Origin of the sequence: Streptomyces sp. 2-1, from assembly GCF_048564895.1 — a bacterium.
Taxonomy (GTDB): Bacteria; Actinomycetota; Actinomycetes; order Streptomycetales; family Streptomycetaceae; genus Streptomyces; species Streptomyces phaeochromogenes.
On sequence record NZ_CP183383.1, the window covers coordinates 10,559,360 to 10,585,272 of the forward strand.

A 25,913-nucleotide genomic window follows, 5' to 3' on the forward strand; every position below is an offset into this window, starting at 1 on the left:
TCGATCTTGTTCAGGGGGAGGGTGGTAGCGCCGGATCCGCTCCCCACGCCGCCGCGCACAGCGACCGGTCGACCTCCTCGGTGTAGTGGGCCGCCGCGAGCCATGCGTGGGCGAACCGGTTGATGTCGGCGGGGACGAGACGGCCGAAGACGTCGCGGGACCGGTCAGCCGCAGCCGAATGGAGTTCGTCGAGGAGGTCTCCGGCGCAGGCGAAACCGTAGCGGCCCAGGCGCCGGCTGTCGTTGGCGCTGTCTCCGGGGAAGGCGAGCACGCGACGGCCCGCCGAGGCCGCCTGGTGGACACGGCGGCGCAGGAGATGCAGCGGCGCCTCGTCCGGGGTGGGTGAGGATCCGGCGGGCGCCATCGCCGGGGCCGGCAGGTCCGCGTGCTGGAGGCGGTCGAGACCCAGGTCGAGGTGGGCCTCGGGATCACGCGGGTGGTCGGCGGCGAGGAGCAGCGCCCGGGGCTGGGGAGACGGGTCGAGGCGGGCGACGACCCGAAGTCGGGTGCCCGGAACGGCCGAGAGGAGACGGAGGTTGTCGCGGTAGGGCAGCGCCGGGTGGTCATGGGCGGCGGCGAGGCGGAGCGTCAATCCGTCGCAGTCGGCGAGCAGACAGTCTCCCGCGGCCTCGCGGACCGTACCGGTGAGGGTCACGTCGAGGAACAGCAGGCCGTCCCCGCCGGTCAGGGCACATGATACCTGATCGGCGACGGGCAGTGCCCACAGGTCGGCGAGAGGGTCCTCGCGCCAGAAGGCGCCGGACGCGCGCACCGCCCGTACGCCTGCTCCGGCACCCAGTCGGCCCGTCGGGGAGACGGTCGCGCCGGCCACGGCGAGCCCGGCCCGCGACAGTTCGCGGTGGGTGAGAGCCGTGTCCCCGATGCGTACGGCCCGGTCTGCCGCACCCACCGCCCGGCCGGGCCCTCCCGGGAGGACGTCCGAGACCGTGTAGAGACGGCCCTCGGCGTCCGCCGTCCAGGTGACCGCTCCCGCGTAGCCGGTCGCTGTGAGGACCGGCTCGGAGAACAGCCCGTACAGCCGCAGGGATCCGTCCGGGGCGTACGGCTGCCGTGCGGCGCCGCGCAGGGCGGCGAGTTCGGGGCCGGTTGAGCCCGGAAGGCGATGGGTTGTCCCGAGGACGTCGCGGAGGGCGGCGGTCAACTCGGCGAGGCGGTAGGCCGGATCGGCGCCGCGGGCGGCGCGCAGCTGGGTGACCACGGAGACCGCCGAGGCGGCGATCCGGGGCAGACCGCTGATCCGCGCGGTGTGAGCGGCGCGCAGCAACTCCGCCTGCAGCACGGCGCCTGCCCCGTCCGTACCGGCTTCGAGTACGGCGGCAGCGGCGTCGTACATGGCTTGCGCGGCGGCGCGTTGGTCGGGGGTGGGGGTGTCGAGCTCCGTGGGTGACGCGGACTCGGTGTCCGGCGTGTCCGCCGCGCCTGGCGTGTCCGCCGCGATCGGGGTATTCGCGGAGGCCGGTCCGCCCGGGGAGGCGGGTGCGTCCTCGCCGACCGATGTGGGCACGGCGCCCGGCATCGGCTGTGGCTGGGGTTGTGACTGCGGCTCGGACTCCGGCTCGGGTTCGGCGATCGGTGCCGCCGAGGCCGCAGCCGCGCGATGCAGGCAGTCCGGTGCCAGCAGGCAGCCGCAGCGGATCGCGTCCGTGCTGGTCACGGTGCCGCCGGGGGCGTGCAGTTCGAGGTGGGTGTCGTCGTCGACGGCGATGCGTACGGTGTCGCCGTCGCGGACGGACGGCCGCCCCGCCAGCTTGGTGACGCCGGCGTCCAGCCGCTTGCGGAGCCGGGGCGTGAGCCCTTGGACGAGTTCGGCGGTCACGGCCGGGGCGACCGGAGGCAGGTCGAGGCTCAAGAGACTTTCTCCCCTACCCAGCGGGCGAGTTCGAGTGGGCTGAGGGCGGCGACGGGCATGCCCGCGGCGACGAGTTGTCCCGCGACGCCGGTCGAGTACCGGGGGCGACCGGCGTCGTCCAGGCTCGCGCAGCCGAGTACATGGCAGCCGGCCCCGACGAGACTGCGGACTTCGGCGAGCAGACCACCGAGGGGGTAGCCCTCCTCGAAGTCGCTGATGACCACGACGAGGGTGCGGGACGGCACGGTGACGAGTTCGCGGGCGTGGCGCAGCCCGGCGGCGATATGGGTGCCGCCGCCCACGCTGACCTCAAGGAGCAGCGACAACGGGTCGTCGACATGACCGGTGAGGTCGATGACCTCCGTGGAGAAGGCCAGGAAATGTGTGGACAGGGTCGGAACTCCGGCCAGGACGGAAGCCGTGAGGGCTGCCCACACCGTGGAGGCCTCCATGGAACCCGACACGTCGGTGACCAGGATCAGCCGCCAGTCCGCGGCGCGTTTGGCGCGCGAACGGAAGACGGGGTGCTCAGGGATGACCTGGACGGTGCCGTCCGGGCCGCGGCGCGCGGTCGCGAGGTTGGCGCGCAGCGTGCGGGGCAGATCGAGGCCGCCGCCCGGCCGTCGGCTGGGGCGCGGCAGGACCGCGCCGTGCAGCGCGGGACGCAGTTGTGTGGCCAGTTCCCGGGTCAGCGCCTCGACCAGGCGGCGGACCAGCGGGCGCAGGGCGGCCAGTTGAGCCTCGGGCAGTCCTCCCGCGTGCTGGAGCACGGTGCGCAACAGGTCGACGGAGGGCCGCACGACGTCCGGGTTGAGCTCGGCTATCACGTCCTTGCGGCCCGACGCCGCGGCTGCCGCCAGCACCTCCTCCCGGATGCCCGGTCCGAACAGAGCGGCCAGTTCCTCGGACCACTCGCGCACTCCCGGGTACGAAGCCTCCCGGCCGCCCCCGCCGCGTCGGCGAGGTCCGGTCAGGTCGCCCCTGCTGCCCTCGCCGCGTCCGCTGCCGTACAACTCGTCCAGCGCGGTCGCGAACGCCGAGGCCGAGTGCGGCAGTTGATCCGTACGGCGGCCGAGTACGAGCCGCCAGCGGTCGGCGGACGCGAGGACGTGATCCTCGGGGGATTGCTCAGCAACTCGATCGGTTGCTTCGGCTGGTCCGGCTTGTCCGGTTGCTTCGGGGCCTTCGGGCGCCGGAACGAGGTCGTCCCCCTTGGGCGGAGGCAGGAGCCCGAGCGTGCGCAGGGCGGCGCGGGCCGCGAGGTCCGCGCGGGTCCAGGTGGCGAGTGCGGCGGGGTCGACGCCGCCGGTGTCGGTCAGATGCGAGGTGGCGAGGCGTTCTTCGACGGTGTCGAGGAGCCGGTCGCGTGCCGCCGGGCTGAGGGTGTCGAAGCCTCCCCGGAGCGAGGGGAGCCGGTCGAGGAACTGCCGGTCGGGCATCTCGACGATGCGGTTGAGCAGTGGTTCCAGGGCGGGAGCCGCCGCCTCCAGGAGCGGTCCCGCGGCGGTCAGCACTCCGATGAGCCGGTCGGTGAGGGCGGTCCGGGCCTCGGGAGTGTTGGCCGAGTCGACCCAGGACGCGATGCGATCGCCCAGAACATGCGGGTCCTCGTGACCGAGGAGTACGCGTACTGCTCCGGCGGCGCCGCGCATCAGCGGGGAGCCGTCGGCGGCGAGTCGGGCGAGCGCGTCGGCGAGCCGGATGCCGCCCAAGAGGTCTGCGCGATGGGCGAGTTCGAGCAGCGCGTGTGCGTCGCCCCGGTCCTCGGAACCCGTGAGACCGTCCACCTGCCGCACCGCCGCGGCGGTCAGCAGCTCGGCCACGGTGGCCACCGTGTCGGTACGTTCCTCGTCGGTGTCGAGGCCCGCGACGTGACCCGCCCGCAGTCGGTCCAACAGGGCCAGACCGGCGAGGAGTTCCGGCAGCGTGGCGGACTGCGGCAGCACGTCGCGGATGTCGGCGAGGCGTTCGTCCGTGAGGGCGGGCAGGCCGCACTCCGCCGCCTGCCGAAGGCCGTTCAGGGTTTGCGCGGCCGTGGGCCCGCCCTCGTCCAGCTCCGCGCGCCGGCGTTCGCGCAGCATCCCCTCCGCAGCCTGCGCGGGGGTGACTCCCCGGACACCGGCCGCGGTCAGCACGGCCGCCGTGGCGGGAGTCCAGCGCACCTCCCAGCGAGAGGTCAGAGCCTCGGACCCGCCTGCGCCGACGACCTCCTTCTGATCTCCGTACGGCACGCCGCACACGGTCAGGCGCTGCAACAGGAGTTCACGGCGGCTGTCCAGGTCGGAACGCAGCGGATCCAGACGCAGATCCCGCGTGGTGTCGGCGCCGCGGCTGTCGGGTCCGGGCAGTCCCAACGCCGTCAGCTCCGCCTCCACCGCCGGAGCGAGTCCGCTGCGGGGAGCTCCGGGCGCAGGGCGGCCCCCGCGTGTTCCCACGAGCACCCGCTCCATCGCCTGCGCGACGGCTCGGCCGCGCCCGTACGGTTCACCCTGTGTGAGTACGGTCTGCACGGCTTCGACCAGCTCGCCCCGGCCGGCTGCGGGAAGTCCACGCAGCCGGGCGAGGTCCCCCGCGAGGCGGCAGATCTCCCGGGCGTCGGCGGGGCCCGACGGGTGGCCGAGAGTGCGTAGTCGGGCACAGATCTGGACGGCGGCGCGTGTCAGGGCGTCCTCCAACGCGGCCGGGTCACCTGCCGCGCCCAGGACCAGGTGCTGCCATTCCGGGTCCCGGATGCCCGCCGGGTAGCCGGACCGCTCGTCGAGAAGCGCGTAGGTGTAGGGGATGAGCGAGGTCGTCCATGCCGGGGAGTCGGCGCTAGAGCCGACAGGGGCGGTCGATCGGGGGTCCGCCGGTGTGCCCGGTGACGTCAACGCCGGGGCGTGGAAGGCGCCGACGAGCACTGCTGCGCGTTCGCCGTTCGCGGTGGCGGCGGCCAGCCGGGCGCGCATCCACTCCTCGCGCCGCAGATCCAGCTCGGGCACGCCTCCGGAAGCGGCGGCGTCCTCACGTAGAGCCCAGCCCGTCAGGAGGGCGGCCCGTCGTAGTGCTTCGGGAGGCGAGCCCGGGGCGGCCGTCTCGACAAGGCGGTCCCAAAGATCGTCACCGGTACGGCCCGTGAGCCGGGCCCGTAGCGCGGTGGCGAGGCCGGCTCGGTGGGACGTCTTGTGGTCGCCGATGGGATCGGGAGCGCCGGGTGTCTCGCCGGTGGTGACCCGGTCGGAGCCAGGTGCCTGCGCTGGCGGAGTGGCGGGGCCGCCGGACGGCTGCGCGGACGTCGGAACGCTGGGAGGTCCGGGCTGTTCCGGAGTCGAGCCCCGGTCCGTACCGTCGTCCGGGCATGCGGAGGCGTGCCGTTCGCTGCTCCACGCCCGGTCGGCGAGCGGCAGGTCGCACGCGACTACCGGCACGTCGTGCCGCGCGGCCCAGCGCACCGCGGCGAGTTCGGGCGAGAAGTCGGCGAACGGATAGAAGGCCGGGCCCCGGCCGCCGCCCCCGTCGCGGGGAGCGGCGGCGAGGGCGACCGGCGCCCGCGTCTCCTCATGACCGAGCCAGGGCAGCCATTCCTGCATCTCGTCGGGGAGTTCGACGAGCAGCACGTCCGGCTTGGCCGCGTCCAGCAGCGCGGGCACGGCCGCGGCCAGGGAGGGCGCGTGGTGCCGTACGCCGATGAGGTAGGGCGCCGCCGGGTCGGTGAGGGCCGCGACGGCTTCGTCGGGGGAGAGGGGCACGGTGGTCAGTCCTCCAGGACGGTGCGCAGGTCCCACAGGGTGCGCCAGGTGGCGGAGCCCTGTTCGGCGCGGCGCCTGACGGGGCCGTCCCAGTAGCCGCGCAGCCGGGCCGCGTCGGCGGGGTCGTCCTTGCGGACCACGCCGAGCAGGTGGCCCGGCAAGAGGCCGAGGACGTCACGGTCGCCAGGGAAGTAGGCGGCGGCGAGCCCCAGCGCGCCCGCCACGGACACGGCTTCCGCGGTGCTCATCACCGTGGAGGGCCGCTCGACCTCCCAGCCCTCCGCGGACCGGCCCTCCCTCAGGTCCCGGAAGGCCGTGATGAGGGCTTCCAGTACGGCGTCGTCGACCCGGAAGGGGGCTCCGGCCCGCTCGACCGAGGCGCGTGCCTGACTGCGTACGAGCGCGGTCTCGGCGTCGAGGTCCGCGATGGGGCCGACGGTCTCGAAGTTGAAGCGGCGCTTGAGCGCGGCCGACATCTCGGAGACCCCCTTGTCGCGCAGGTTGGCCGTCGCGATGAGGCTGAAGCCGGGTGCCGCGTGGGCCAGGGAGTCCTCGGTGCCCGCCAGTTCGGGTACGGCGATGCGCCGCTCGGAGAGCAACGACACCAGGGCGTCCTGCACTTCGGGCAAGCAACGGGTGACCTCCTCCACCCGGGCGACGGCTCCGCGGGTCATGGCGGTCAGGACGGGCGAGGGCACGAGGGCCTGCCGGCTGGGTCCCTGGGCCAGCAACAGGGCGTAGTTCCAGCCGTACTTGAGCTGGTCCTCCGTCGTGCCCGCGGTGCCCTGGACGACCAGGCCGCTGGTGCCGCACACGGCGGCGGACAGCAGCTCGGACAGCATGGACTTGGCGGTACCGGGCTCGCCGACGAGCAGCAGCCCGCGCTCACCGGCGAGGGTGACGACACACCGCTCGACCAGGGCCCGGTCACCGACGAACTTGCCTTCTACGACGAGGCGCCGCGGCACACCCTCGGGTGCCTGGGCGTCGTCGGGCAGCCGCAGGGCCCGGCCGTCGCTGCCCATGACGAACGTGACGACGGCACGGGGCGTGAGGTGCCACGCGGGTGGGCGCGGACCGTCGTCGTAGGCGGCGAGGAAGGCCAGCTCGGTGGCGTGCCGGTCCTCGGGCGGGGTGATCTGGCGGGCCGTGTCGGCGGCCAGGGTGGTGGTCATCGGTGGTCCGTCCGGTCGGGTCGGGTGGTGGTCATCGGCGGCGGCCCTTCCGGGTGGCGCGGGTGGTGAGCTTCTCGTATGCGGGCGCGTCGCCGTCCTGGACGCGTTGCCAGGCGTGGGCGAACAGGTCGGGCACCGGGAGGCGGGGCACGGCACGCGAGCGGTCGCGCACCGGGTAGAGGTCCTCCTTCCAGATCTCCACCGGCAGGGCGGGGGACTTGAGGTCGCGCCAGCCGCAGGGCAGGAAGAGGGTGCGCCCGGCGCGCGGGCGCTTCGCCTCGACGACCAGGTCGGTGGCGGCCAGTTCGGTGCGGGCCTTCTTCAGCCGAGCGGGCTTCCAGCCGGTCCAGCGGGCGCAGTTGCGGTCCGTCGGATCGGGCAGGGCCAGCAACTGGAGGTAGAGCACGGCCGCGTCCTCGCTCAGACCGTGTGCCGAGGCCACTTCGGCGACCAGCGCGGGAGCGACGAGGATCGGATCCTGTGCGTGACCGACGGGTCCCTCGATGTCGAGGCCGGCGGCCAGGGCGCGGTCGAGTCCGTCGTCGAGGATCGTGCGCAGGGCCTGGAGACCACCGTCGCGGTCAGGACCCACCAGGCCCTCCAGGAGCCCGAGGACCGCGTCGTCCGGACCGGTGAGGGCCGCGGGGCGGAGCAGGACCGTCTCCTGATCGCCGTACCAGGGGCGCAGCACGAGGGCCTCCCCGACAGGCGTCAGGCCGTGTTCGTCGGCTCCTCCGGTGGCGGGAAGCCCGTATGCCTTGCGCAGTTCGACCGCCGTCGAGCCGCCCTTGTCCGTCCACTCGACGTCGAGGTCGAGCAGCAGCCCGGGGTCGGTGAGCCGGCGACGCAGGGCCGCGAGGCCCTCGGGCAGGCAGGCGCGCAGCGGGTGCCCGTACGGCAGGGCATACGCGAGTGCGGCCAGGGCGGCGACGGCACGGGTCAGGTCGTACCGTCCGGGCACTGCCGCGGGATCCGCCGCGACGAGGTTGCCCTTCTTGTCCGGCCGTTGCACCGTCGTGCGGCTGATCCAGGGGGTGAGCCCCGGATTGAGCACGGCCTCGGCGGAGTCGGCGGGCAGACCGGCGAGATCGACCGCGAGGTCCTCGGGCAGGCGGACGACGGAAGCGAGGCGCTCGGCCCACACCCGTCCCGCGGCTGCGATGTCCGGTCCGGTCGTCCAGAGATCGGCAGGGTCCTCGGGCAGCAGGGCGCTCATGAGGGCGAACCGGTCCTCCCGGCCGAGCGACGACAGGCGGCCGTTGCCCAGATCCAGCTGCCGGGGTTTGAGACCGATCGTGGCGAGTACGTCGGCGCTGGGGTTCTGCGGACGCGCGGCGAGGAGCACGGTGGCCTGGATCGGACCCAGACCGTCGCGGGTCGCGGCGGCGAACGCGGCGGGCGCCTCGGTGGGCCAGGGGGCGGCGCCCTTGTCCCGGATCGTCCGGGTGAGGGCGGCCAGCCCGTCGGCGGGGAACGCCGACGGCACCGCGGTCTCCTTGTCCAGGGTGAAGTGGGCGACGGCGCCGAACGCACCCGAGGGGTCGTGGTCGAGGGCGAGCCAACCGACCCGGTTGCGCTCGTTGTCGACGTTCTGGCAGCCGAGGAGGACCACGGTGCGTCCGTCCCGGCGGAGTACCTGACCGGCACGCTGCTGCTTGGTGTGCGGCTCGCTCAGCAGGATCTCGCGCAGCCCGTTCCCGGGTGCGGCCAGCGGTCCTTCGGCGACCGACTCCAACAGCAGGAGCAGGGATTCCCGTTCGGCGTCGGTCAGGGTGGGCGTGGCGGTCCGGAAGGCCAGCGGCCTCAGCACGGCCAGGACCGACGGCCACACGATGCCGATGTCGGGGATCGTGCGCTCCTCGCTCCGCCAGCCGTCACCGAGGGCGCCCGTCCGCGCGAGGTCGGGCAGCGGCTTGCCCTCGGCGGGCCGTCCGGACAGCACGTGGTTCACGGCCCGGATCTGGCGCAGGGCGGTCCACGCGTGGTTGCCTCCCCACCATCCCCCGAGATCCGCGATGCCGGCGGTGACCGCGCGAAGCGTCCGGTCCTCGCCGTGCTTGGGGCGGTAGTCCGCGAACATCTCCTCGTTCTGCCGCTGTTCGGGCCGTTTCTTCTCGGCCGGCGGGGCCACGAACGCGGCAGCCGTCCCGGTGAGGCGGAGCGCCTCACGGACCAGGGCGGACACGCCGATGATCAGCCGCTCGTCGGTGAGGCCGGGCAGGGCCGTCGACACGGCAGGCCGAATGAAGTCGTCCACCGACGGGACGACGGGCTTGCCGTCGACGATGGTGTTGGCGGCGTCGCCGGCCTTGACGATCTGTGCCTCACGCTCGCTCAGAGCCTGGGCTGCGGCACGCAGCACGACGGCCGCCACCTCGTCGGTGAGCGCGCGCAGCACGGCGGACGCCCGCTCGTCACGGGGACGCAGGGCGTGCCAGAAGGCGACAGGCGGTACGAGCCGGGTGCCCGCGGCGTACTCCCCGCCCCGCTGACCGGGTGTCACCCGGCCGAGTTCGCCGGTGGCGGAGGTGTCCTCGGAGGCGAACAGCACGACATGCTGGTGGAGGTACGCGGCGACGGGCTCGGCACCTCCGGGCAGTCGGAGCGCACCGAGAGGGAAGCCGGCCGCCCGCAGCGTGACGGTCCGGCCGTCCGGCGTACCGGCGGTCGTCCGGGCCTCGGCGCTTTCGCCCTCCGAGCGCACCCAGCGGCCGAGCACCGAGCCGTCGGTGCCGAAGGGGCTGTGTTCGAGGCCGGGTTGCAGCGGCAGGACCTCGCAGTGGTGCTGGAGGAGTGAGGCGTCCTCGCGGATGCCGGACCGCAGGAAGGCGGGCAGGGACGCCCGTCCGTGCGTACCGGTGTCAGGGTCGTACTCCAGCCAGACCTGCTGTCGGCCCTGCCTGCCCTGGCGCCAGCAGGTCGTGCCGTCACCTATGACGGACCGGCTCGGCGGCAGAACGGTGTCGCCGGCGTGCAGGGTGCGCCCGCCGGTGGCACGGCCGCCGCCGGTCAGGGGGATGGAGGGATCACCGGCGTCGTTGCCGTACCAGTGCGGCAGTTGCTCGCCGCCAAGGGTGAAGACTTCGGACGGCCGGGCCGACCAGTAGCCGAACTGCTTGCTGTCCTGCCGCCACATCACGAGCAGTTCGCCGTCGGTGTAGCGGAACTGCGGTTGCTGCCAGCGGTCCAGTTCGACGGGCAGGCGCAGGTCGTGGTCGAGCAGTATCTTGTCCGGTCCGACGACGACGGCCTTGTGCCTGCGGGAGAGGATCAGCGCGGGCCAGGCCTCGGTCAGGCGCAGTGGGTCGTCGTCGCGGCTGCGCCTGCGCCCGCTCTTGGTCTTGGTATCGGTATCTGTCTCGGTGTCGAGGAGGCGCAGCGCCTCGTCCAGGGCGGGCCAGCCCAGTTCGTCGGGGATGCCGGACCGCAGGGTGCGGCCGAGCAGCGGTGCGATCTCGTGCTCCCCGACACGCGCGACCGCTTGAGGGCTGACCCGGGCGGCGACCGGCCGGAAGGGGCGCAGGCGATTGAGCGCTGCGCGGGCGCCGGGCAGCCCCGTCGAGGCGCGGAACGTCTCGGCCGCGTCGTCCAGCCACTCTCGCAGTACATCACCCAGTACGGGATGGGAGGCGAGGGCCTCCAGCACGCCGGCGAGTGTCCGGTCGTCGCTCAGCGCATCGATGGCCCGGTGCAGCAGGGGCCGGAAACGCGGATCCGCGGCCGTGGCGGTCAGGTCGCGCCCACCGGACTCACGATCGCGAAGCCAGCGGTCGAGGGACAGATACACCTCTTTGTCCGCGTCGGGCATCGCGAGAGGAATTCCCTGTGCCACGCACAGGTCCAGGAGGTCGAGGTCGGCACCGGCGTGCCAGCGGCCCGTGAACAGGTCCACGGCCCGGCCGTCGGCACGCAGTTGCGGTGCCATCCGTTCGACGAGCTGGAGGGTGAGCGGGGAGCGGCTGCTGAACGTGCCGCCGTGCTTGCGGTGGGCGGCCCAGCGGCTGAGCCACTCCGCCGCGTCGATGCCGTCGGCCGCGTCGACGGCTCCCGCCTTCTCGCCGTCCTGACTGGCCTCACTGTCCTCGCCGCCCTCGCCGGTGAGGAGGCGATCGGCACCGCTCTCCGCGAGCAGCGTCAACCAGAACTCGTCGTCCTTGACCTCGCGTCCCAAGGTGGTCGGCATGATCTCCAACAGCCGGGCCCGTACGGCCGGTTGCCGCTCGGCGAGGACCGCGAGGGTGGCTCGGTAGGCGGTCCAGAAGGAGAGGGGCGCGCGCACCGCGGCGGGCGAGGCGACCAGGTCGGCCACCAGGGCACATTCCTCGGTGACCCGGGACAGCCCGGCGGCCTTGATCAGCCCGCGGGCGTCCTGCGGCAGCGAAGCGTACGGCGGCATGCCCGCCGCGCAGCGCTCCACGCACAGCTGCCGGAACTGCGACCATGCCGTGGCGGCGTCGAGCCGGTGGGCCAGGTCCTTCACGTACTCCTTGAGCGCCTTGACCGTCAGCGCTCCGGCGAAGGCGAACTCCAGGAACACGGCGCGCTGTCGATCCTCGTCGACGGCGAGCGCGTGCACCCGCTCGGCCTCGCGCGCCTTGCCGAAGAAGGCGGCGGCGTACGTCGTGTTCTCGTGCTGGAGGAAGATCCGGGCGGCCTGCTCGTAGAAGGTGGGCAGGAAGTGCGGCACGGCACGGCCGAGCCGCTCGCCGAGCTCCTCGAAGCCCTCTTTGGCGGTGCCGGGACGGGACTTGGCCTGGCGAGCGAGCCGTTCGACGTCCTTGACCAGAGCCAGTGCGTGGTGGCCGTTGGCCGGGTCGTTGACCAGTGCCCAGGCGGGGAAGCCGAGGGTCTCGCGGCGCACCTGTCCGACCTCGGGGGTCTCCGGTTCGCGGGCCAGACCGAGGAACTCCAGGGCCAGGTCCTCGGCCTCGCCGAGGGTTCCCGGCACGAGACGGACGGCGAGCCGGCCGTCCAGCGCGGGATGGGTGTACGTCCGTACGGTGAGGGAGTCGGCGTCCTCGCCGGTGGTGGTGCCCACGGGCAGGACGGCACCCGCTTCGAGGAGCGCGGTCGCAGTAGTGTGTGCGTAGGTGGTCATGCCGCCTGCTCCTCGTCCTCGATGTCACGCCCGGCGAACAGTGCGGCAGCCATGCGCATGCCCTCCGACCAGGCGACGGGCCCCACCTGACCGAGCTTCAGCACCCGGCCGGAGCCGTCGGTCCACATGAGGGGGCCGGTCTCCGTCTCCTCGTAACCGTCGTAGTCACCGATCCAGACCCGGGCCTCGACGCCACGGGCGTCCTCCCGCACGGAGCAGACGGCGTTGCCGCCGCGCACGCGGTAGCCGAGCTGGGTGGTCCTGCCGTGCAGGAAGCGCAGTTGCTTGAACGCGCCGCCCGCGTAGTCCTCCACGTTGGTGGCCTCGGCGTCGAGGCCCGCGGGGCGCCGCCACACTTCGCGGAAGAGCTGCTGGGCCCGCTGCTCGACGCCGAGTTCGACGGCGAACTCCCGCAGATCCTCAAGGTCGTCGAGAAGGACGGGGTGGGGGAGGTGGACGAGCTCGGGGGCGATGCGGACGCTGTCTCCGTCGAGGTCGACGAGACCGAGCCCGCGGTCGAGGTCGGCGTCCCGGAGGAATCCGGCCACTTCACCGTCCGGACCGGTGACGACGAGATCGCGCAGCGCGCTCTGCCAGGCGGGATCCGGCCACACCCGGGCGATGACGGCGAGTGGCACCGGAAGCGAGCGCACCATCCACTTCTCGACATCGGCGAGGCACTGGCGCTCGTGCCGTTCCAGCCACTCGGCGAGCTGCCGCAGTCCCATGACCGCGGGCTCGTCCGCGAGTTTGGCCGGTACGGACTTCAACTGCCGCCCTGCGGCGTTGCGGCACACCACCTTTCCGCCGTTGAGGCCGACCTCGTAGTCGCCGGCCGTGACCCACCCCATATGTGCCTCCCCGCACTTCACTGATCAAGTGACCGGAACTCTAGGTGAGACCACTGACAACGCCTGCTCCGAGGGCACTCGGACCCGCCTTCGGACCGACTTCGGGTCCGGAGTCAGCAAGTCCCCAGTACCCTGCGGACTTTCGAGGTGTCAGGGGAAACGGGGGGTGCGGGATGGGACGTCAGGATCTCGCGGACGCGCTGGACGATGAGCTGAGGAAGCGGCTGCTGCCCCCAACGGCGGTGCGCGCGCTGGGACTTTGGCTGGCCGGATCCGGTGCTCGGTACGCGGCGGGTGCCGGCGGCCACGCCGTGGAGTACAAGCCCGCGCAATGGTCCGGCGTCGAGTCTTGGCCCGTCGAGCTCCTCGAGCGGTCGCGGACAGGAACCGCGAGAATCAGCCGTGACCAGGTGGTCGCCGCGACCCGCGGGGCAGCAGAGCGCTCGCAGTGGTCCGAAGCCCTGGTCGCGTCGTACGTATGGGGGCAGGGCCGGACCGGCTACGGCCCGCACCGCCTCAAGGAGATCCTGGCGGAGCCGACTGTCGACGACGCGTTGGCCACGGCCGGTGACACCCTTCGCCTGGAGGGCGCCGTCGCGGCGTACGAAGGCCTGCGCGGGGCGGTGAAAGGACTGGGTCCGGCGTTCTTCACCAAGTTCCTGTACTTCCTCGACCAGGCGTATCTCCTCGACCAGGTGTCCTTCCCCGACCTGGCGACGGACGCTCCTGTCGTTCCCCGCGCACTGATCCTGGATCAGCGGGTCGCGCGTGTGATGAGGGCTCATGCCGCGCGGGTGGGCGCGGACATGGGACTGGCCTCCGCGTCGGACGTGGCCGCCTGGATCTGGTCGGACGGTCGCTGGACCTCCCATCGGTACGGGGTGTACCTGGCGTGGATCCACTCCGCGACCGGGCAACTCGCTTCCGCGGGGATCGGATGGCCCGGGTCATGCCCGGATGTGCTGGAACTGGCGTTGTTCGACGGTGTCTGGAATCCCGCGTCCTGACATCCGGCGCATCTGGCATGTCTGGCGCGAAGGAGTGCCTGACCTGCCTTCTTTCGGCCTGTTCGAATCTCGTAGACCGGCGGTCGCGTTCACACGCACTCTTACTTTCATCACAACAACCACACACCTCGGGAGAGACACCATGCGTACCCGCCGCCTAGCCCTCCTGTGCAGCACCGCCGTACTGGCCCTCGGAGGAAGCCTCGCGGTCGCGCCCTCCGCGAGCGCCACGGCCGCCGAGCCGTACTGCAACTACATCTCCGACACCGCCCGGCCCGAGGTCCGTCCCAACGCCGAGGGCAACGCGGTTCGTCAGGTGCAGTGCCTCATCAACGTCTACAGCAAGTACCCGACCTATCTCGATGTGGACGGGGACTACGGCCCGGCCACCGCGCAGGGCATCTACTACGTGCAGACCTGTAACGGCACCGACGGCGGCGCCGACGGCATCGTGGGTCCCAGCACCTGGAACCGCCTCTACAACCCGAAGCCCGCCTGCGCCCTGTAGGGGCACTCCTCCGTTCCATCGGCTGCCCGCTCCCCGAGGGAAGGAGCGGGCAGCTTCGACCGGCCAGGACACCCCCACAGGAGGAATCACGCGATGACGGTCCCGGACTCGAACCCCGCAGGCTCCCGGAGCTCAGCTCGCACGGCGTCCCCGGTATCGCGACGCGTGTTCCTGGGTGGCCTCGGAGTCGCCGCCGCGTTGAGTGTCGTGCCCCGCCCGCCCGCGGCCGCTGCCGCCTCCGCCGCGTACACGTTGCGCTCGCGCGCGGCCTGGGGCGCGGACGAGAGCCTGCGGTACGCCGCCGACGGCACGGAGATCTGGCCGCCGGAGTACTACCCGGTCCAGACCCTCACCGTGCACCACACCGCCGACGGGAGCACCAATCCGGACCCGGCCGCGGTGGTACGCGCGATCTACCGCAACGACACCGTCGGCAAGGGCTACGGCGACATCGGCTACAACTTCCTGATCGACAGGAACGGCCTTGTGTACGAAGGGCGTTGGTCCGGCACCGACGGCACGCCCGCACATGACGCGTCCGGACGGCTCGTCACCGGCGCGCACGTCCAGGGATACAACAGCGGAAACCTTGGAATCGCCTTTCTGGGGACACTGACGACCACGCCCCCGACGACCGCGGCACGCACCGCGCTCATCCAGCTCCTGGCCGAACTGGCCGAGCGCCATGCGATCGCCCCTTTGGGCAAGGTGTCCTACGTCAATCCGGTGAGCGGAGCCGCCCGCGTCGTTCCGGCCATCTGCGGTCACCAGAACTGGGCAGCCACCGACTGTCCGGGTACGGTCCTCGCGGACATGCCCGCCATACGTGCAGAGGTGGCTGCCCTGATCCAGGGCTGACGGACGGTTCGGGCGTACACGGCACTGACTCCGCTGTGTGCGCCCGAAGGATGATCCGTTCCAGTCATTGTCTTCATGAAGGCCGGCGCGGCATTGTCTGCCGCACCGGGCAGGAATCACGCATGGGGGGACCGTGCTGCGTATCCACTTCACGTCGGAGGATCTCGTCCGAACGCGGCTCGCCTGCCGCCCCGATCCCTTATGGGAGATCACCGCCAGTCTGCACCGGTTGCAGTCCCAGATCGGGCGGTGGGCACATGCCGCCTGGTACCGCGACGCCCGTGCCGCTATCGCCACACAGCAACTGGGCACCGTCGTACGCACGTTGCTGTTGCCGCTCTTTCCGCGCGCGACGTACTTCCCCGACTTTCTGACCCCGGCCGAGGCGGGCCACGGGCTGAAGAGCGGGCTCGACGCGATCCTCGACACACCGCCCGCCCGGGTCCGGCACGAGATCGGTCTGCTGGCCCAGGTGAGGAACGTACCGACGGACATGTACCGCCTGGCCGACAAGGACGTGCGCGGGGACCTGGTCGCGGCGCTGCGCAAGTACCACAACGCGGTCATCGCCCCCTACGGCGACCGTATGCAGGCCCGCGTCGACGCCGAGTGCGCCCACCGGGGCCGCGATCTGCTGCACGGCGGAGCGGACGCGCTGCTCGGGGGACTGGGTCCCGCGATGCGCTGGAGAGCCCCCGTCCTCGAAGTGGAGTACGTGGGCGGTGTCGACCGTGATCTGCACCTGGGTGGCCGCGGCCTGGTCCTGATCCCCTCGTACTTCTGCTGGCAGAAGCCGGTCTCCTTCGCCGACCCCGACCTGCCGCCCGTCCTGCTGTACCCGCTGGCATCAGGCGGCCCCGTCCCCCAACAGAGCCCGGCCGAGGCGCCGTTGTCGGCACTGCTCGGACGCACCCGCGCCGCGGTTCTGCTCGCGGTGACGTACGGCGCCACCAACTCGGAGATCGCCCGCGCGGTCTCGGTGTCCCCCGCCAACGCCAGCCACCACACCACGGTGCTGCGCGACTCGGGGCTCATCGCCAGCCACCGCCACGCGAACACCGTCCTGCACACCCTCACCCCACTGGGAGCGGCACTCCTGCGCCTCCCCGACCAGGAGCGGCAGATCACGGTGCAGGACGGCTGAGTACCGGAACCCGGCTTTCCCGGGGCGGCCGTGACGCCACCGGACCGCCCACAGTACGGTCACACACAGGACGGGAGACGCCGGAAGAGGATCACCCATGAGCCCGAACGCGGATGACACCGCACGCCTGGAGGACGCGGTGCTCACGCGTGCCGCACAGGCGGGTGACGTCACTGCCCTGGGTCTGCTGCTCGAACGGCACCGGGCAGGCATGCGCGCGGTGGCACTGAGCATTCTGGGACCGGGGCCCGACGTCGACGACGTACTCCAGGACGCGGCCGTGACCGCGCTCCGCCGGGTGGGCGACGTCCGCGACCCGGCGGCCATCGGCCCATGGCTGCGGATGATCGTGCGCAACGCCGCCCGTTCCCTGCTGCGAGGGTCCGTGGCCTTCCGGCCGATCGACGATCTGCGCCTGCCCTCCACGGACGCCGGACCGGAGCGCCGGCTGGAGCACCACGCGATGCGGGACTGGATCTGGGAGGCCATCGAAGAGCTGTCCCCCACGCTGCGACTGCCCCTGGTACTGCGTCACTTCAGCACCGGCGTCACCTCCTACGAGCGGATAGCCGAGGCGTGCGGAGTCCCGGTCGGCACGGTCCGCAGCCGGCTCAGCCAGGGTCGGGCCAAGCTGGCGACCGCCCTCGCCGCCACCGCGGACGCCCCGCACGGCGACACCGGGCGACGCACCCGCGCCAGCCGGGTCGAGGCACGCGAGACCCTGGCCGCCGCCGAGAGCGGACGGTTCGGCGCACTGCTGACGGAACGCTGGTCGCCCGAGATCGCGCTGCTCAGGGGGAACGAACCGGTGGGCGACCGGAGCCTCCTCGTGCGCGGCATGGACGGCGACCTCGATGCCGGGGTACGGCAGCGCCTGGTCCATGCGGTGGCGAGCCGGTCCCTCGTCGTCTGGGAGATGGACCTCCTCGCCCCCGCCGACGATCCCGACCACTGCCCGCCCTCGGTGGCCTGGCTGATGACCCTGGACGACGCCGGTCGTCCGCACCGGCTGCGCCTCGTGCACCCCAGGCCGGTCCAGGCCCTCCAGTCACTCACTCCGATGTGACGGGCGTCACGTAGGCCGGGTCGAACTTCGCCCTTCCTCCGGCGTCCTGCCGGTGTCATCGACACCTGCTGGATACGGAGTATCTCCATGACCACCTCTGCGACCGAACCTCTGGCCGCCGGAACGCACACCGTCGAGATCGACGGAGTCGCGCAGCGCTATCACGTCCACGGCACCGGACCGGTGTGCATCGCGCACTCCGGTGGACCCGGCATCTTCTGGGAGTACCTGCGGATGCCCGCGCTGGAGCGGCACCTGACGATGGTCTACCCGGAGCCGATCGGCACCGGCGCCTCCGGCAAACTGCCCTCCCACCCCCACGGCTACACCCGGCCGCGCTACAGCCAGTTCCTCGGGGCACTGATCGACCACCTCGGCGTATCCGAGGTGCACCTCCTGGGGCACTCGCACGGCGGTTTCGTCGTCCAGTACCACGCCCTGAACCACCCGGAGCGCATCGCAGGGGTGATCCTTTACGACAGCGCCCCGCTGACCGGCCCCGAACACGGCGCCGAGGCCATGCGTCTGGTCCAGCTGTTCGCCGAGCGGCACGCCGACCACCCTGCACTCCCCGAGGTCCTCGCGGCCTTCCAGGCCATCCCCACGATCTCCGACGACGCGCAGATGACCGCCGTCGCCAGGGGACTGCTCCCCTCGTACTTCGCCGACTACTGGGGCAGGGAGGAGGAGTTCGCCCCCATGCGTGCCTCCGTGCGGGCCACGCACATCTCCGGACTGGACGAGAGCCTCACCCCGCACGTCATCGACGACCGAGCGGACCTCGGCTCAGTCACCGTGCCCGCCCTCGTCGTCGTCGGCCGCCACGACGTCATCTGCGGGGTGCGGTGGGCCGAGGAACTGCACGCTCTGATCCCCGGATCGGAGCTGCTGATCCTGGAGAACAGCGGGCACTTCGGCCACATCGAGGAGCCGGAGGCCTTCTCGCGGGCAGTGACGCGCTTTGTGAACCAGGCCATCAACTAGGCCATTTGGCAGAAGCCCGCGCGGACGGTCCGACCTAGTTTGTACCTGCCCGGAAGCTTCCGACGAACAAGGAGCAATCGCATGAGCACCGTGAAGAACATCGTTCTCGTACATGGAGGATTCGTCGACGGCTCGGGCTGGCAGGCGGTGTACCGCCTCCTCACCCGCGACGGCTTCAACGTCGGCGTCGTGCAGAACCCGACCCACTCCCTCGAAGGCGACGTAGCGGTCACCCACCAGGTCCTCGACTCGCAGGACGGGCCGTCCGTGCTCGTCGGCCACTCCTACGGAGGAGCTGTGATCACCGAGGCCGGCCGGCACGACGGGGTGGCCGCGCTCGTCTACATCGCGGCCTTCGCACCGGACAAGGACGAGTCGGTCGGCACCCTGATCGCCGACCCGGCTCCCGGCGCGCCGGTTCCGCCGATCCTGCCGCCCCAGGACGGCTTCCTCTTCCTGGACCGCGAGAAGTTCGCCGCCTCGTTCGCGGGCGATGTGCCGCCCGAGGACGCGCAGTTCATGGCCGACTCGCAGGTTCCCTGGGGTCTGGGGGCCCTCAACGGAACGGTCACGGAGGCCGCCTGGCGTGCCAAGCCGAGCTGGTATCTCGTCGCGACCGACGACCGCATGATCCCGCCGCCGGCGCAGCGCGCGATGGCCGAGCGTACCGGAGCCACCGTCGCCGAGGTCGCCGGAAGCCACGCCATCTACGTCTCCCAGCCGGAAGCCGTCGCGGAGCTGATCAAGCAGGCCGCCGCCCACCAGGCGTAACCCCCGCACGGGACGGTCACCCGCAACGAGCGTGAACTCTCACGAATCCCGACAGGGTTTCGTGCCACCAGAAAGCAGAGAACCAAGAACATGCGCAAGAAGGTCGTACGTCGAGGAATAGTCGCTGCGGGCACCGCGGGTGCCGCGGCGGCTGTCCTCCTGACAACGTCGGCGTCAGCGGCGCCGACGTCCACCCCGAAGGACGCCGCCAAGCCGACGGTGGTGCTCGTGCACGGCGGCTTCGCCGACGCGTCCGCGAGCTGGAACGACGTGATCAAGCAACTTCAGAAGGAGGGCTATCCGGTCGTCGCCCCCGCCAACCCGCTGCGTGGACTGCCGACCGACGCGCCCTACCTGGCGAGCGTCCTCAAGTCCGTCAAGGGGCCGGTCATCCTGGCCGGCCACTCCTACGGCGGCGCGGTGATCACCAACGCCGCGGCCGGCAACCCCAACGTCAAGGCGCTCGTCTACGTCGCCGCGTTCGTGCCCGACAAGGGCGAGCAGGTCGGTGAGCTCCTCGGCAAGTACCCGGGCAGCGAGATCCCCGACGCGGTCGACCCCGTGCCGTTCCCGAACCAGGACGGCAGCACCGGCTCGGACCTCTACCTCAAGGCCGACAAGTTCCGCAGTGCCTTCGCCGGAGACCTTCCGGTGTCGGTCACCAACGTCATGCACGCCGCCCAGAGGCCGTTCAGCGCGTCTTCCCTGACCGATGTCACCCAGGATGCCGGCTGGCGCACCATTCCCTCCTGGGGTCTGGTCGCGACTTCGGACAAGGCCATTCCGCCGGCGCTGCAGCGCTTCGAGTACCAGCGCGCCCACGCCCGTGGCACGGTCGAGGTCCGGGGCGCCTCCCACTCCGTCATGATCAGCCACCCGGAAGCGGTCACCAAGCTCATCGAGCGGGCGGACCGGGGTACGCGCCGATAGACAGTCACCACTCCGCGACGGCCCGCCTGTCCCCTTCGCAGGCGAGCCGTCCGACGGCGAGCCGTCACGGAGTCGAAGGCGTGCTGCCTTCAAGCGCACTGTCTTCGAGCGCAGGCGGCGAAGTCGACTGGGTCAGGCCCGTCAGGGCGTCGCGCAGTCCGGCGCGCGAGGTGACGTTCAACTTCCGGAAGACACTGCGCAGATGGGCGGCCACGGTTCGAGGAGACAGGAAGAGCCGCGCGGCTATCTGTTTGTTGGTCAGCCCGGTGGCGGCCAGTTGCGCCACCTGCCTTTCCTGCGGGGTCAGTTGTGAGGGTGGGGCCGCGCCGGGGATGACCGTCCTGATGGGGATCCCGCTCGCCCGCAGCTCGTTGCCCGCTCGCGCGCTCCAGGGGGCGGCCCCCAGGCGTTCGAACGTGCTGAGCGCGGCCTCCAGGTGCACGCGGGCCTCGACGCCTGCCTTGGCCCGGCGCAGCCTTTCGCCGTACGCCAGACAGATCCGGGCCCAGTCGAACGGCCATCGCTCGGCGCCGGGCGTGGCGATGGCGGCCTCGAACAGTTCATGGTCCACGAAGTCAGGGGTGGCGATCGCCTCGGCGGCATCCGTCAGCATGGCCAGCCGCGGAGAGATCGACGGGATGTCGGTCTTCCTGACCGCCTCGACATGCGAGGCCGCTTCGGAGTGGCGGCCGGAGTGGGCGGCGGCCTCGGTGAAGTCCAGCAGGAGCCACAGGGCATGCGGCATGTGCGGCGGCAGTTGGCCGGGGGTGCCCACTTCGCCCAGGAAGCGGTAGGCGGCGTCGAAGTCCGCGCTGCCGAGCGCCGACAGGGCCCGGATGTGGGAGGCGTAGACGCGGAGCATGCCCAGGCCCCGGGGGTTCCCCCAGGAGATGAGGCCGTCCGCGATCCGCCGCGCGGTGGCGCTGTCTCCTCGTGCGGCGGCCACCAGCCCCTGAAGGAACTGGGCGGCGCATCCCAGCACGCGGTAGTTGTATGTCGCACACCACCCCAGACCCTCGTCCGTGGTCCTGCGGAGTTCGTCCCACTGCCCGCTGGTGTACGCGTCGTTCGCCAGGAGGAAGAGCGCCTCGATCGCCGACGTGATGGCGCCGCCCCCGCGGCCGTCGTCGATGACGCGCCGCAACGCGCTGCGGCAGCCCGGCAGTCGGTCGACATAGGCGGCCGAGATGGCGGTTCGGATGATGCGCGTGGGGTCGGTCTCCTGGTGCAGGCCGGAGATGAGCTCGTCGAGACCGTCCAGTACGGACAGTGCCGCGTGGGCCGGATCGCCGAAGGCGCCCCGCATCACCGTCAGCAGGGGATCCGAGGAGCACGGCCGGCATCGCGCGACGGCACGGTCGAAGGCGCGCCACAGATCGGGCCGTCCGCCGAAGAAGCACACCCCCAGCAGGGCGTGCAGCGCTTCGCGGAGGACGGTGTCGTCCGCCCCGTCGGGCAGGTCGCGGTGGTCGACGGCGCCGACGAGAAGCCGGTGGGCGGTGTCCACGTCGCCCTCGCCGTTGAGGAGTTGGCTGGCCGCGGCGACGGCGGCGGCCAGGGAGTCGGCGCCGACCGGATCGGCGCGGCCGGCCCGGTCCAGCAGCGCGCGTACGTTGCGGAGGTCGCCGGTGATGTTGGCGCCCAGGTAGGCCGCCTCGGCCAGCCTTCGACCCTTGGCCGTCCCCGTGCTGCTCAGCTCCGAGGCGCGCAGCAGGGTGGTGACGGCACCGACGGCGTCACCGCGGTGCAGGGTGCTGTAGGCCACCTGGTGCAGGAGGGCGGCCACCTGGTCGTCGGGGCCCACGGCGGCTTCGGCGAGGTGCCGGGCCCGGCGTTCGGATCCTTCCGGGAGCTCCGCGGCGAGCGCCAGATGTCCCCACCGGCGTTCGGCGCTGGTCGACAGATCCATGACCGCCGACCGGGTGAGCGGATGCCGGAAGACCAGACGGCCCGTCAGGGCGTCGACCTGTACGAGCCCGTTCCTCTCGGCAGGACACAGCTCCGCCAGGCCGTCCGGGTCGCCCATGGCCTGCCGAAGGATGTGCAGATCGCCCGAGCCGTCCAGGACGGCGAGCAGAAGCAGTTTCCGGGTCGCCTCCGGGAGCGCGCCGACCCGCGTGGAGAAGATCCTCTTGAGACGCTCGGTCAACGGCAGCACCGCCGGCAGCGTTCCTCGCTCCGACCGCTGCGCGTCATTGAGCGAGACGGGCAACTCCAGCAGCGCCAGGGGGTTTCCCCGGGCTTCCGCGACAAGACGCCGTCGAACCCTGGCCGCCATGGCGGGGAACCGCTCGGTCACCAGCTCGTTCGCCGATGCGTCGTCCAGGGGCTGAACCTCGTACGTGGGTATCCCGGTGCTGCTCAGGAACGACTCGTCGCCGGTCCGGGACGCCGCCAGCAGGGCGATGGGGCCGGTGCGAAGGTAGCGGGCGACCGTGCTCAGAACCGCGGCGCTGGGCCGGTCCACCCATGCCACGTCGTCGATGACGAGGGCAAGAGGACTGCTTTCGGTGGCGGCCCGGGACAGCAGGATGTGCACGGCGTTCGCGATGGCGAGCAGCTCGGTCGGCCGGCCGTCGGACAGCCCGCGGACCACTTGCAGGGTTTCCGCCTGCCGCGCGGGCAGAGCGGCTACTTCTCCGGCCAATGGCTGCAATATCTGGTTCAGTGCCGAGAAACTGACACCTTCCTCGAACTGGGAGCCGACGACACGCAGTACGCGGAATCCGGATTCGGAAGCGCGCAGCGCAGCGGCGTCCAACAGCGCGCTTTTGCCCACTCCGGCCTCACCGGTCAGCAACAGCGCGGTACCCCTCGCGACGGCGGTACCGAAGAGCCCGTCGATGATCGCCATTTCCGCTGACCGTCCGACGAGACGACCGACCGAGTTCACACAGGAATTGCCGATGCGATTCCTGTCGCCTTCTGGGACAGGCCGTGAAGGGGGTGCCATGAAGCCTCCCGTAATCGTCGGGCACGATCTCCCGCTTCGGTGGCATTCGTCTCCGTTCGGGAGGCGTTGCCGCCGAAGCGGGAGGGAAATGAGATCTCAGCCGGCCGCCGGAGGCGACGGAAGGCCCCACTGCGAGAAGTCCGTCTGACCGTCACCGCTCTTCGTCAGGAGATCCTTCTTGCCGGACGTCCAGGCGATCGCGATCTTCTCGCCACTCGAAATTTCGACGGTGCCTTTCAGGCGGTCCTTGTTGTCCTCGACGCATTTCAGGAGGATCGACTTCTGCTGGAGAAGGCCCTCGCACGCCTGCCGCTTCTGACCGTCCGCGGACTGGAAGGCGAGCATGACCTTCTTCTTCTGGACGATCATCGCGACCTTGTCGACATCGGATTCCCCGAGCCATCCGCCCTCAAGGCTGTCCGTCTGGCCACTCGCGCTGGCGTTGCTCGGAGTTGCGGGGGTGCTCGGAACTTCCTGGACCGCGCTTGTTTCCGGCGTCGACGGCTTGTCGTTCGACGCGTCGTCGGTGGAATCGTCGCTCTGGCAGCCGGTCAGCAGGACGACGCCGACTCCGGCGGCAACGCCGATCTTCATGAGGTTACGCATTTCGTGCGGACTCCTTCATTGAAATTGACTCGACTCCCGCGGTGGCGTGGCTGCTTGCGGGGCCGTTCTCACTGATTCCGAAACGTTGGTGGAACTTACGAAGCGGCCCCGGCGCATACCAGGCCGAGCGGCCGAGCAGTCGCATGGCGGCCGGGAGCAGCACTCCGCGTACGGCGATGGCGTCGATGAGGATGGCCAGACCGCTGCCGAGGCCGAACATCTGCATGAAGCTGACCTTCGCCGTGGCGAACGCGAAGAAGCCGACCGCGAGCAGACAGGCCGCGGCGCTGACGATCTTCCCGGTGTGACCGAGGCCGTGGACGACGGCGTCCTTGGTGCTCTCGCCCTCGTCGTGGAGCTCCTTGATCCTGCTGGTGACGAACACCTCGTAGTCCATGGACAGACCGAAGGCGATGCAGAAGAGCAGCACCGTCATGGACGTGTCCATCGGCTGGGCGGTGAATCCCAGCACGGAGCTGAGATGGCCGTCCTGGAAGATCCAGGTCATCGTGCCGATCGCCGCGGCCAGGCTGATGATGTTCAGGGCCAGCGCACGGATGGGCTGGACGATGCTTCCGGTGAACAGGAAGAGCAGGATGAAGGTGGTGACGGCGACCAGGCCGCCGGCCAGGGGGAGTCGGCTCGCGATCGAGTCCTTGGTGTCGAGCAGCTCCGCGTCCCCGCCTCCGACCAGGACCTCCTTGGCGCCGGCGGGCGCCGCGATGTCCCGGACGGCCTCGACGAGAGACTGCGCGTCGTCCGACTTGGGCGGAGCGGTACCGATGACGGTGACCCGCTGCGCGTCGGGGCGTTCCAGGGCTTCGTTCGCCGGGCCGGGAGCCTGCCCCTTGCCCTGCGCGTACGTGCCTGTCGCCGCCTCGACGCGAACGACCCCGTCGAGGAGCGACAGCTTCTCCGCGTACGCGTCGACAGCCTCGTAGTTCACGGACCCGTCGGCCACCACCTGGATGGCCGCCTCGTCATCGCCCTCGAAGTCCGCCTGCAAGGCCGTGGACACCTGCCGGCTCGCGGCGTCCTCGGGAAGGACCCGTTCGTCGGGGGTACCGAACGTGACGCCGAGGAGCGGGGCCGCGGCGAGCAGCAGCACCGCGAGGACCGGCACGCTGGTCAGCACCGGCCGGCGCATCACGGTCCCGGCGAGCCGGCCCCAGAACGGTGCACGCCGGCGATGACGGTCGGCCTTGGGCCAGGGGAGCCTGCCGCTGTTGATGCGATGCCCCAGCAGCATGAGCAGTGCGGGCATCACGAAGAGGGTGCCGACGGCCGCGATGACGACCACACCCACACCGGCGTAGGCGAACGAGCGGAGGAAGTACTGCGGGAAGACCAGGAGCGCGGTGAGCGCGACCGCGACCGTACCGGCCGAGAACACGACCGTACGTCCCGCGGTGTGCACCGTCGTTCGAACCGCGTCGGCAACGCTCGTCCCCAACGCGAGCTGCTCCCGGAAACGGCTGATCATCAACAGCGCGTAGTCGATGCCGAGTCCGAGCCCGAGGGCGGTGGTCAGGTTGATCGAGAAGACCGACACGTCGGTGACGCTGCCGAGGAGAGCGAGTTCCGCGAAGGTCCCGGCGACCGCCACCGTGCCGATGGCGAGCGGCAGCAATGCCGCGACCACGCCCCCGAACACGATGAGAAGGAGCAGCAGTGTCACGGGGACCGCGATGATCTCCGCGAGGAGGAGGTCCTTCAGCACCTGCTCCGACAGTTCGGCGCCCACCGCCGTACCGCCGCCGGCCTGGACGGTGAGTCCCTCGTACCGGCCCGTGTACGTGTCGATGATGTCGTGCGCGTGCTCTTCCCGCGTCGATTCATCGCCCTTCACATGGGCGAGGACCATGGCCGAACGGCCGTCACGGGCAAGCAGCGAGTCGCTCTGGGTGTCCCAGTAGGAGACGATGTTGCCGAGCTCGGGTTCCTTGCGCAGATCGGCCACCAACTGTCGGCCGTCCTGCTCCACCGCCGCGTCGGTGACGCGCTGCGTGCCGCTGCTGACCAGCAGCACCAGGTTGGCTTCCCCGCCGAACTTCTCGTCGATGACCCGACTGGCCTGTGTGGACTGCGAGTCCGGGTCGTCGAAGCCGCCGCCCACCAGTTTCCCGAAGGCGCCCACACCCACGACGCTCATCGCAGCCACGAGGACGGAGGCCACTACAAGCACAGCTCTGGGCCACCGAACCGTCAATTCCGCAACGCGGTCAAACATGTCCATCCTTTGATCGAGGGGATCCCATGGAGGCGGATCCCGGTACGACGCCGTTCGGCTGCGCGCAGACAAGACGCGGGACCGGCCCAGGAGTTCGATCCCGTAGACGTGAGCTGGCTCACAGCTGCGGAGCG

The 25,913-nt window shown here is 71.4% G+C and carries 16 protein-coding genes; 8 read left to right on the top strand and 8 right to left on the bottom strand.

Features of this window, described 5'->3' with window-relative positions; genetic code table 11:
* Positions 1-10 precede the first annotated feature (10 nt).
* The 5 genes from ACN20J_RS46140 to ACN20J_RS46160 are packed head-to-tail and all read right to left on the bottom strand — an operon-like array spanning position 11 to position 12,722.
* Positions 11-1,870, bottom strand: coding sequence for a hypothetical protein (locus ACN20J_RS46140; protein ID WP_419668375.1), 1,860 nt, complete (start codon positions 1,868-1,870; stop codon positions 11-13).
* Positions 1,867-5,598 carry a vWA domain-containing protein gene (locus ACN20J_RS46145; protein ID WP_419668376.1) on the bottom strand — a complete coding sequence of 1,244 codons (3,732 nt, stop codon included), beginning with the start codon at positions 5,596-5,598 and terminating at the stop codon, positions 1,867-1,869. Before ACN20J_RS46145 ends, ACN20J_RS46140 begins: the two co-directional genes overlap by 4 nt.
* Positions 5,599-5,603: 5 nt before the next feature.
* A complete protein-coding gene (locus ACN20J_RS46150; protein ID WP_189843009.1) occupies positions 5,604-6,773 on the bottom strand; it encodes an ATP-binding protein in 1,170 nt (389 codons plus the stop codon).
* Positions 6,774-6,804: 31 nt separating this feature from the next.
* Positions 6,805-11,871 carry a hypothetical protein gene (locus tag ACN20J_RS46155; protein ID WP_419668377.1) on the bottom strand — a complete coding sequence of 1,689 codons (5,067 nt, stop codon included), beginning with the start codon at positions 11,869-11,871 and terminating at the stop codon, positions 6,805-6,807.
* Entirely contained in the window at positions 11,868-12,722 is an 855-nt protein-coding gene (locus tag ACN20J_RS46160; RefSeq protein WP_419668378.1) for a DUF4132 domain-containing protein, read from the bottom strand. The genes ACN20J_RS46155 and ACN20J_RS46160 overlap by 4 nt, the downstream gene beginning before the upstream one ends.
* A gap of 173 nt (positions 12,723-12,895) precedes the next feature.
* Between ACN20J_RS46160 and ACN20J_RS46165 the strand changes: the two genes are divergently transcribed.
* From ACN20J_RS46165 to ACN20J_RS46200, 8 genes are all read left to right on the top strand, one after another.
* Positions 12,896-13,729 carry a hypothetical protein gene (locus tag ACN20J_RS46165; RefSeq protein WP_419668379.1) on the top strand — a complete coding sequence of 278 codons (834 nt, stop codon included), beginning with the start codon at positions 12,896-12,898 and terminating at the stop codon, positions 13,727-13,729.
* A gap of 142 nt (positions 13,730-13,871) precedes the next feature.
* Entirely contained in the window at positions 13,872-14,237 is a 366-nt protein-coding gene (locus tag ACN20J_RS46170) for a peptidoglycan-binding domain-containing protein (RefSeq protein WP_189843005.1), read from the top strand.
* Positions 14,238-14,444: 207 nt separating this feature from the next.
* A complete protein-coding gene (locus ACN20J_RS46175; RefSeq protein ID WP_419669077.1) occupies positions 14,445-15,095 on the top strand; it encodes an N-acetylmuramoyl-L-alanine amidase in 651 nt (216 codons plus the stop codon).
* A gap of 133 nt (positions 15,096-15,228) precedes the next feature.
* Complete coding sequence (locus ACN20J_RS46180) at positions 15,229-16,239, top strand: ArsR/SmtB family transcription factor (protein WP_361989263.1); 1,011 nt, start codon at positions 15,229-15,231, stop codon at positions 16,237-16,239.
* Positions 16,240-16,336: 97 nt separating this feature from the next.
* A complete protein-coding gene (locus ACN20J_RS46185; RefSeq protein WP_419668380.1) occupies positions 16,337-17,305 on the top strand; it encodes an RNA polymerase sigma factor in 969 nt (322 codons plus the stop codon).
* 87 nt (positions 17,306-17,392) lie between these two features.
* Positions 17,393-18,289 carry an alpha/beta fold hydrolase gene (locus tag ACN20J_RS46190; RefSeq protein WP_419668381.1) on the top strand — a complete coding sequence of 299 codons (897 nt, stop codon included), beginning with the start codon at positions 17,393-17,395 and terminating at the stop codon, positions 18,287-18,289.
* Between the two features lie 81 nt (positions 18,290-18,370).
* Positions 18,371-19,060: an alpha/beta hydrolase gene (locus ACN20J_RS46195; RefSeq protein ID WP_189843000.1), complete on the top strand. Its 690-nt coding sequence runs from the start codon at positions 18,371-18,373 to the stop codon at positions 19,058-19,060.
* A 90-nt stretch (positions 19,061-19,150) separates the two neighbouring features.
* Complete coding sequence (locus tag ACN20J_RS46200) at positions 19,151-19,990, top strand: alpha/beta fold hydrolase (protein ID WP_419668382.1); 840 nt, start codon at positions 19,151-19,153, stop codon at positions 19,988-19,990.
* Between the two features lie 64 nt (positions 19,991-20,054).
* Here ACN20J_RS46200 and ACN20J_RS46205 read toward each other — a convergent pair whose 3' ends face one another.
* From ACN20J_RS46205 to ACN20J_RS46215, 3 genes are all read right to left on the bottom strand, one after another.
* Positions 20,055-22,943, bottom strand: coding sequence for an ATP-binding protein (locus tag ACN20J_RS46205; RefSeq protein WP_419668383.1), 2,889 nt, complete (start codon positions 22,941-22,943; stop codon positions 20,055-20,057).
* A 96-nt stretch (positions 22,944-23,039) separates the two neighbouring features.
* Positions 23,040-23,549, bottom strand: coding sequence for a hypothetical protein (locus ACN20J_RS46210; protein WP_419668384.1), 510 nt, complete (start codon positions 23,547-23,549; stop codon positions 23,040-23,042).
* Complete coding sequence (locus tag ACN20J_RS46215) at positions 23,542-25,779, bottom strand: MMPL family transporter (protein WP_419668385.1); 2,238 nt, start codon at positions 25,777-25,779, stop codon at positions 23,542-23,544. Before ACN20J_RS46215 ends, ACN20J_RS46210 begins: the two co-directional genes overlap by 8 nt.
* Positions 25,780-25,913: the final 134 nt, after the last annotated feature.

Coding starts and splice junctions, on each gene's coding strand:
- ACN20J_RS46150 (WP_189843009.1), bottom strand. CDS start 6,773: ATGACCACCACCCTGGCCGCCGACACGGCCCGCCAGATCACCCCGCCC.
- ACN20J_RS46155 (WP_419668377.1), bottom strand. CDS start 11,871: ATGACCACCTACGCACACACTACTGCGACCGCGCTCCTCGAAGCGGGT.
- ACN20J_RS46160 (WP_419668378.1), bottom strand. CDS start 12,722: ATGGGGTGGGTCACGGCCGGCGACTACGAGGTCGGCCTCAACGGCGGA.
- ACN20J_RS46165 (WP_419668379.1), top strand. CDS start 12,896: ATGGGACGTCAGGATCTCGCGGACGCGCTGGACGATGAGCTGAGGAAG.
- ACN20J_RS46170 (WP_189843005.1), top strand. CDS start 13,872: ATGCGTACCCGCCGCCTAGCCCTCCTGTGCAGCACCGCCGTACTGGCC.
- ACN20J_RS46185 (WP_419668380.1), top strand. CDS start 16,337: ATGAGCCCGAACGCGGATGACACCGCACGCCTGGAGGACGCGGTGCTC.
- ACN20J_RS46190 (WP_419668381.1), top strand. CDS start 17,393: ATGACCACCTCTGCGACCGAACCTCTGGCCGCCGGAACGCACACCGTC.
- ACN20J_RS46195 (WP_189843000.1), top strand. CDS start 18,371: ATGAGCACCGTGAAGAACATCGTTCTCGTACATGGAGGATTCGTCGAC.
- ACN20J_RS46200 (WP_419668382.1), top strand. CDS start 19,151: ATGCGCAAGAAGGTCGTACGTCGAGGAATAGTCGCTGCGGGCACCGCG.
- ACN20J_RS46205 (WP_419668383.1), bottom strand. CDS start 22,943: ATGGCACCCCCTTCACGGCCTGTCCCAGAAGGCGACAGGAATCGCATC.
- ACN20J_RS46210 (WP_419668384.1), bottom strand. CDS start 23,549: ATGCGTAACCTCATGAAGATCGGCGTTGCCGCCGGAGTCGGCGTCGTC.
- ACN20J_RS46215 (WP_419668385.1), bottom strand. CDS start 25,779: ATGTTTGACCGCGTTGCGGAATTGACGGTTCGGTGGCCCAGAGCTGTG.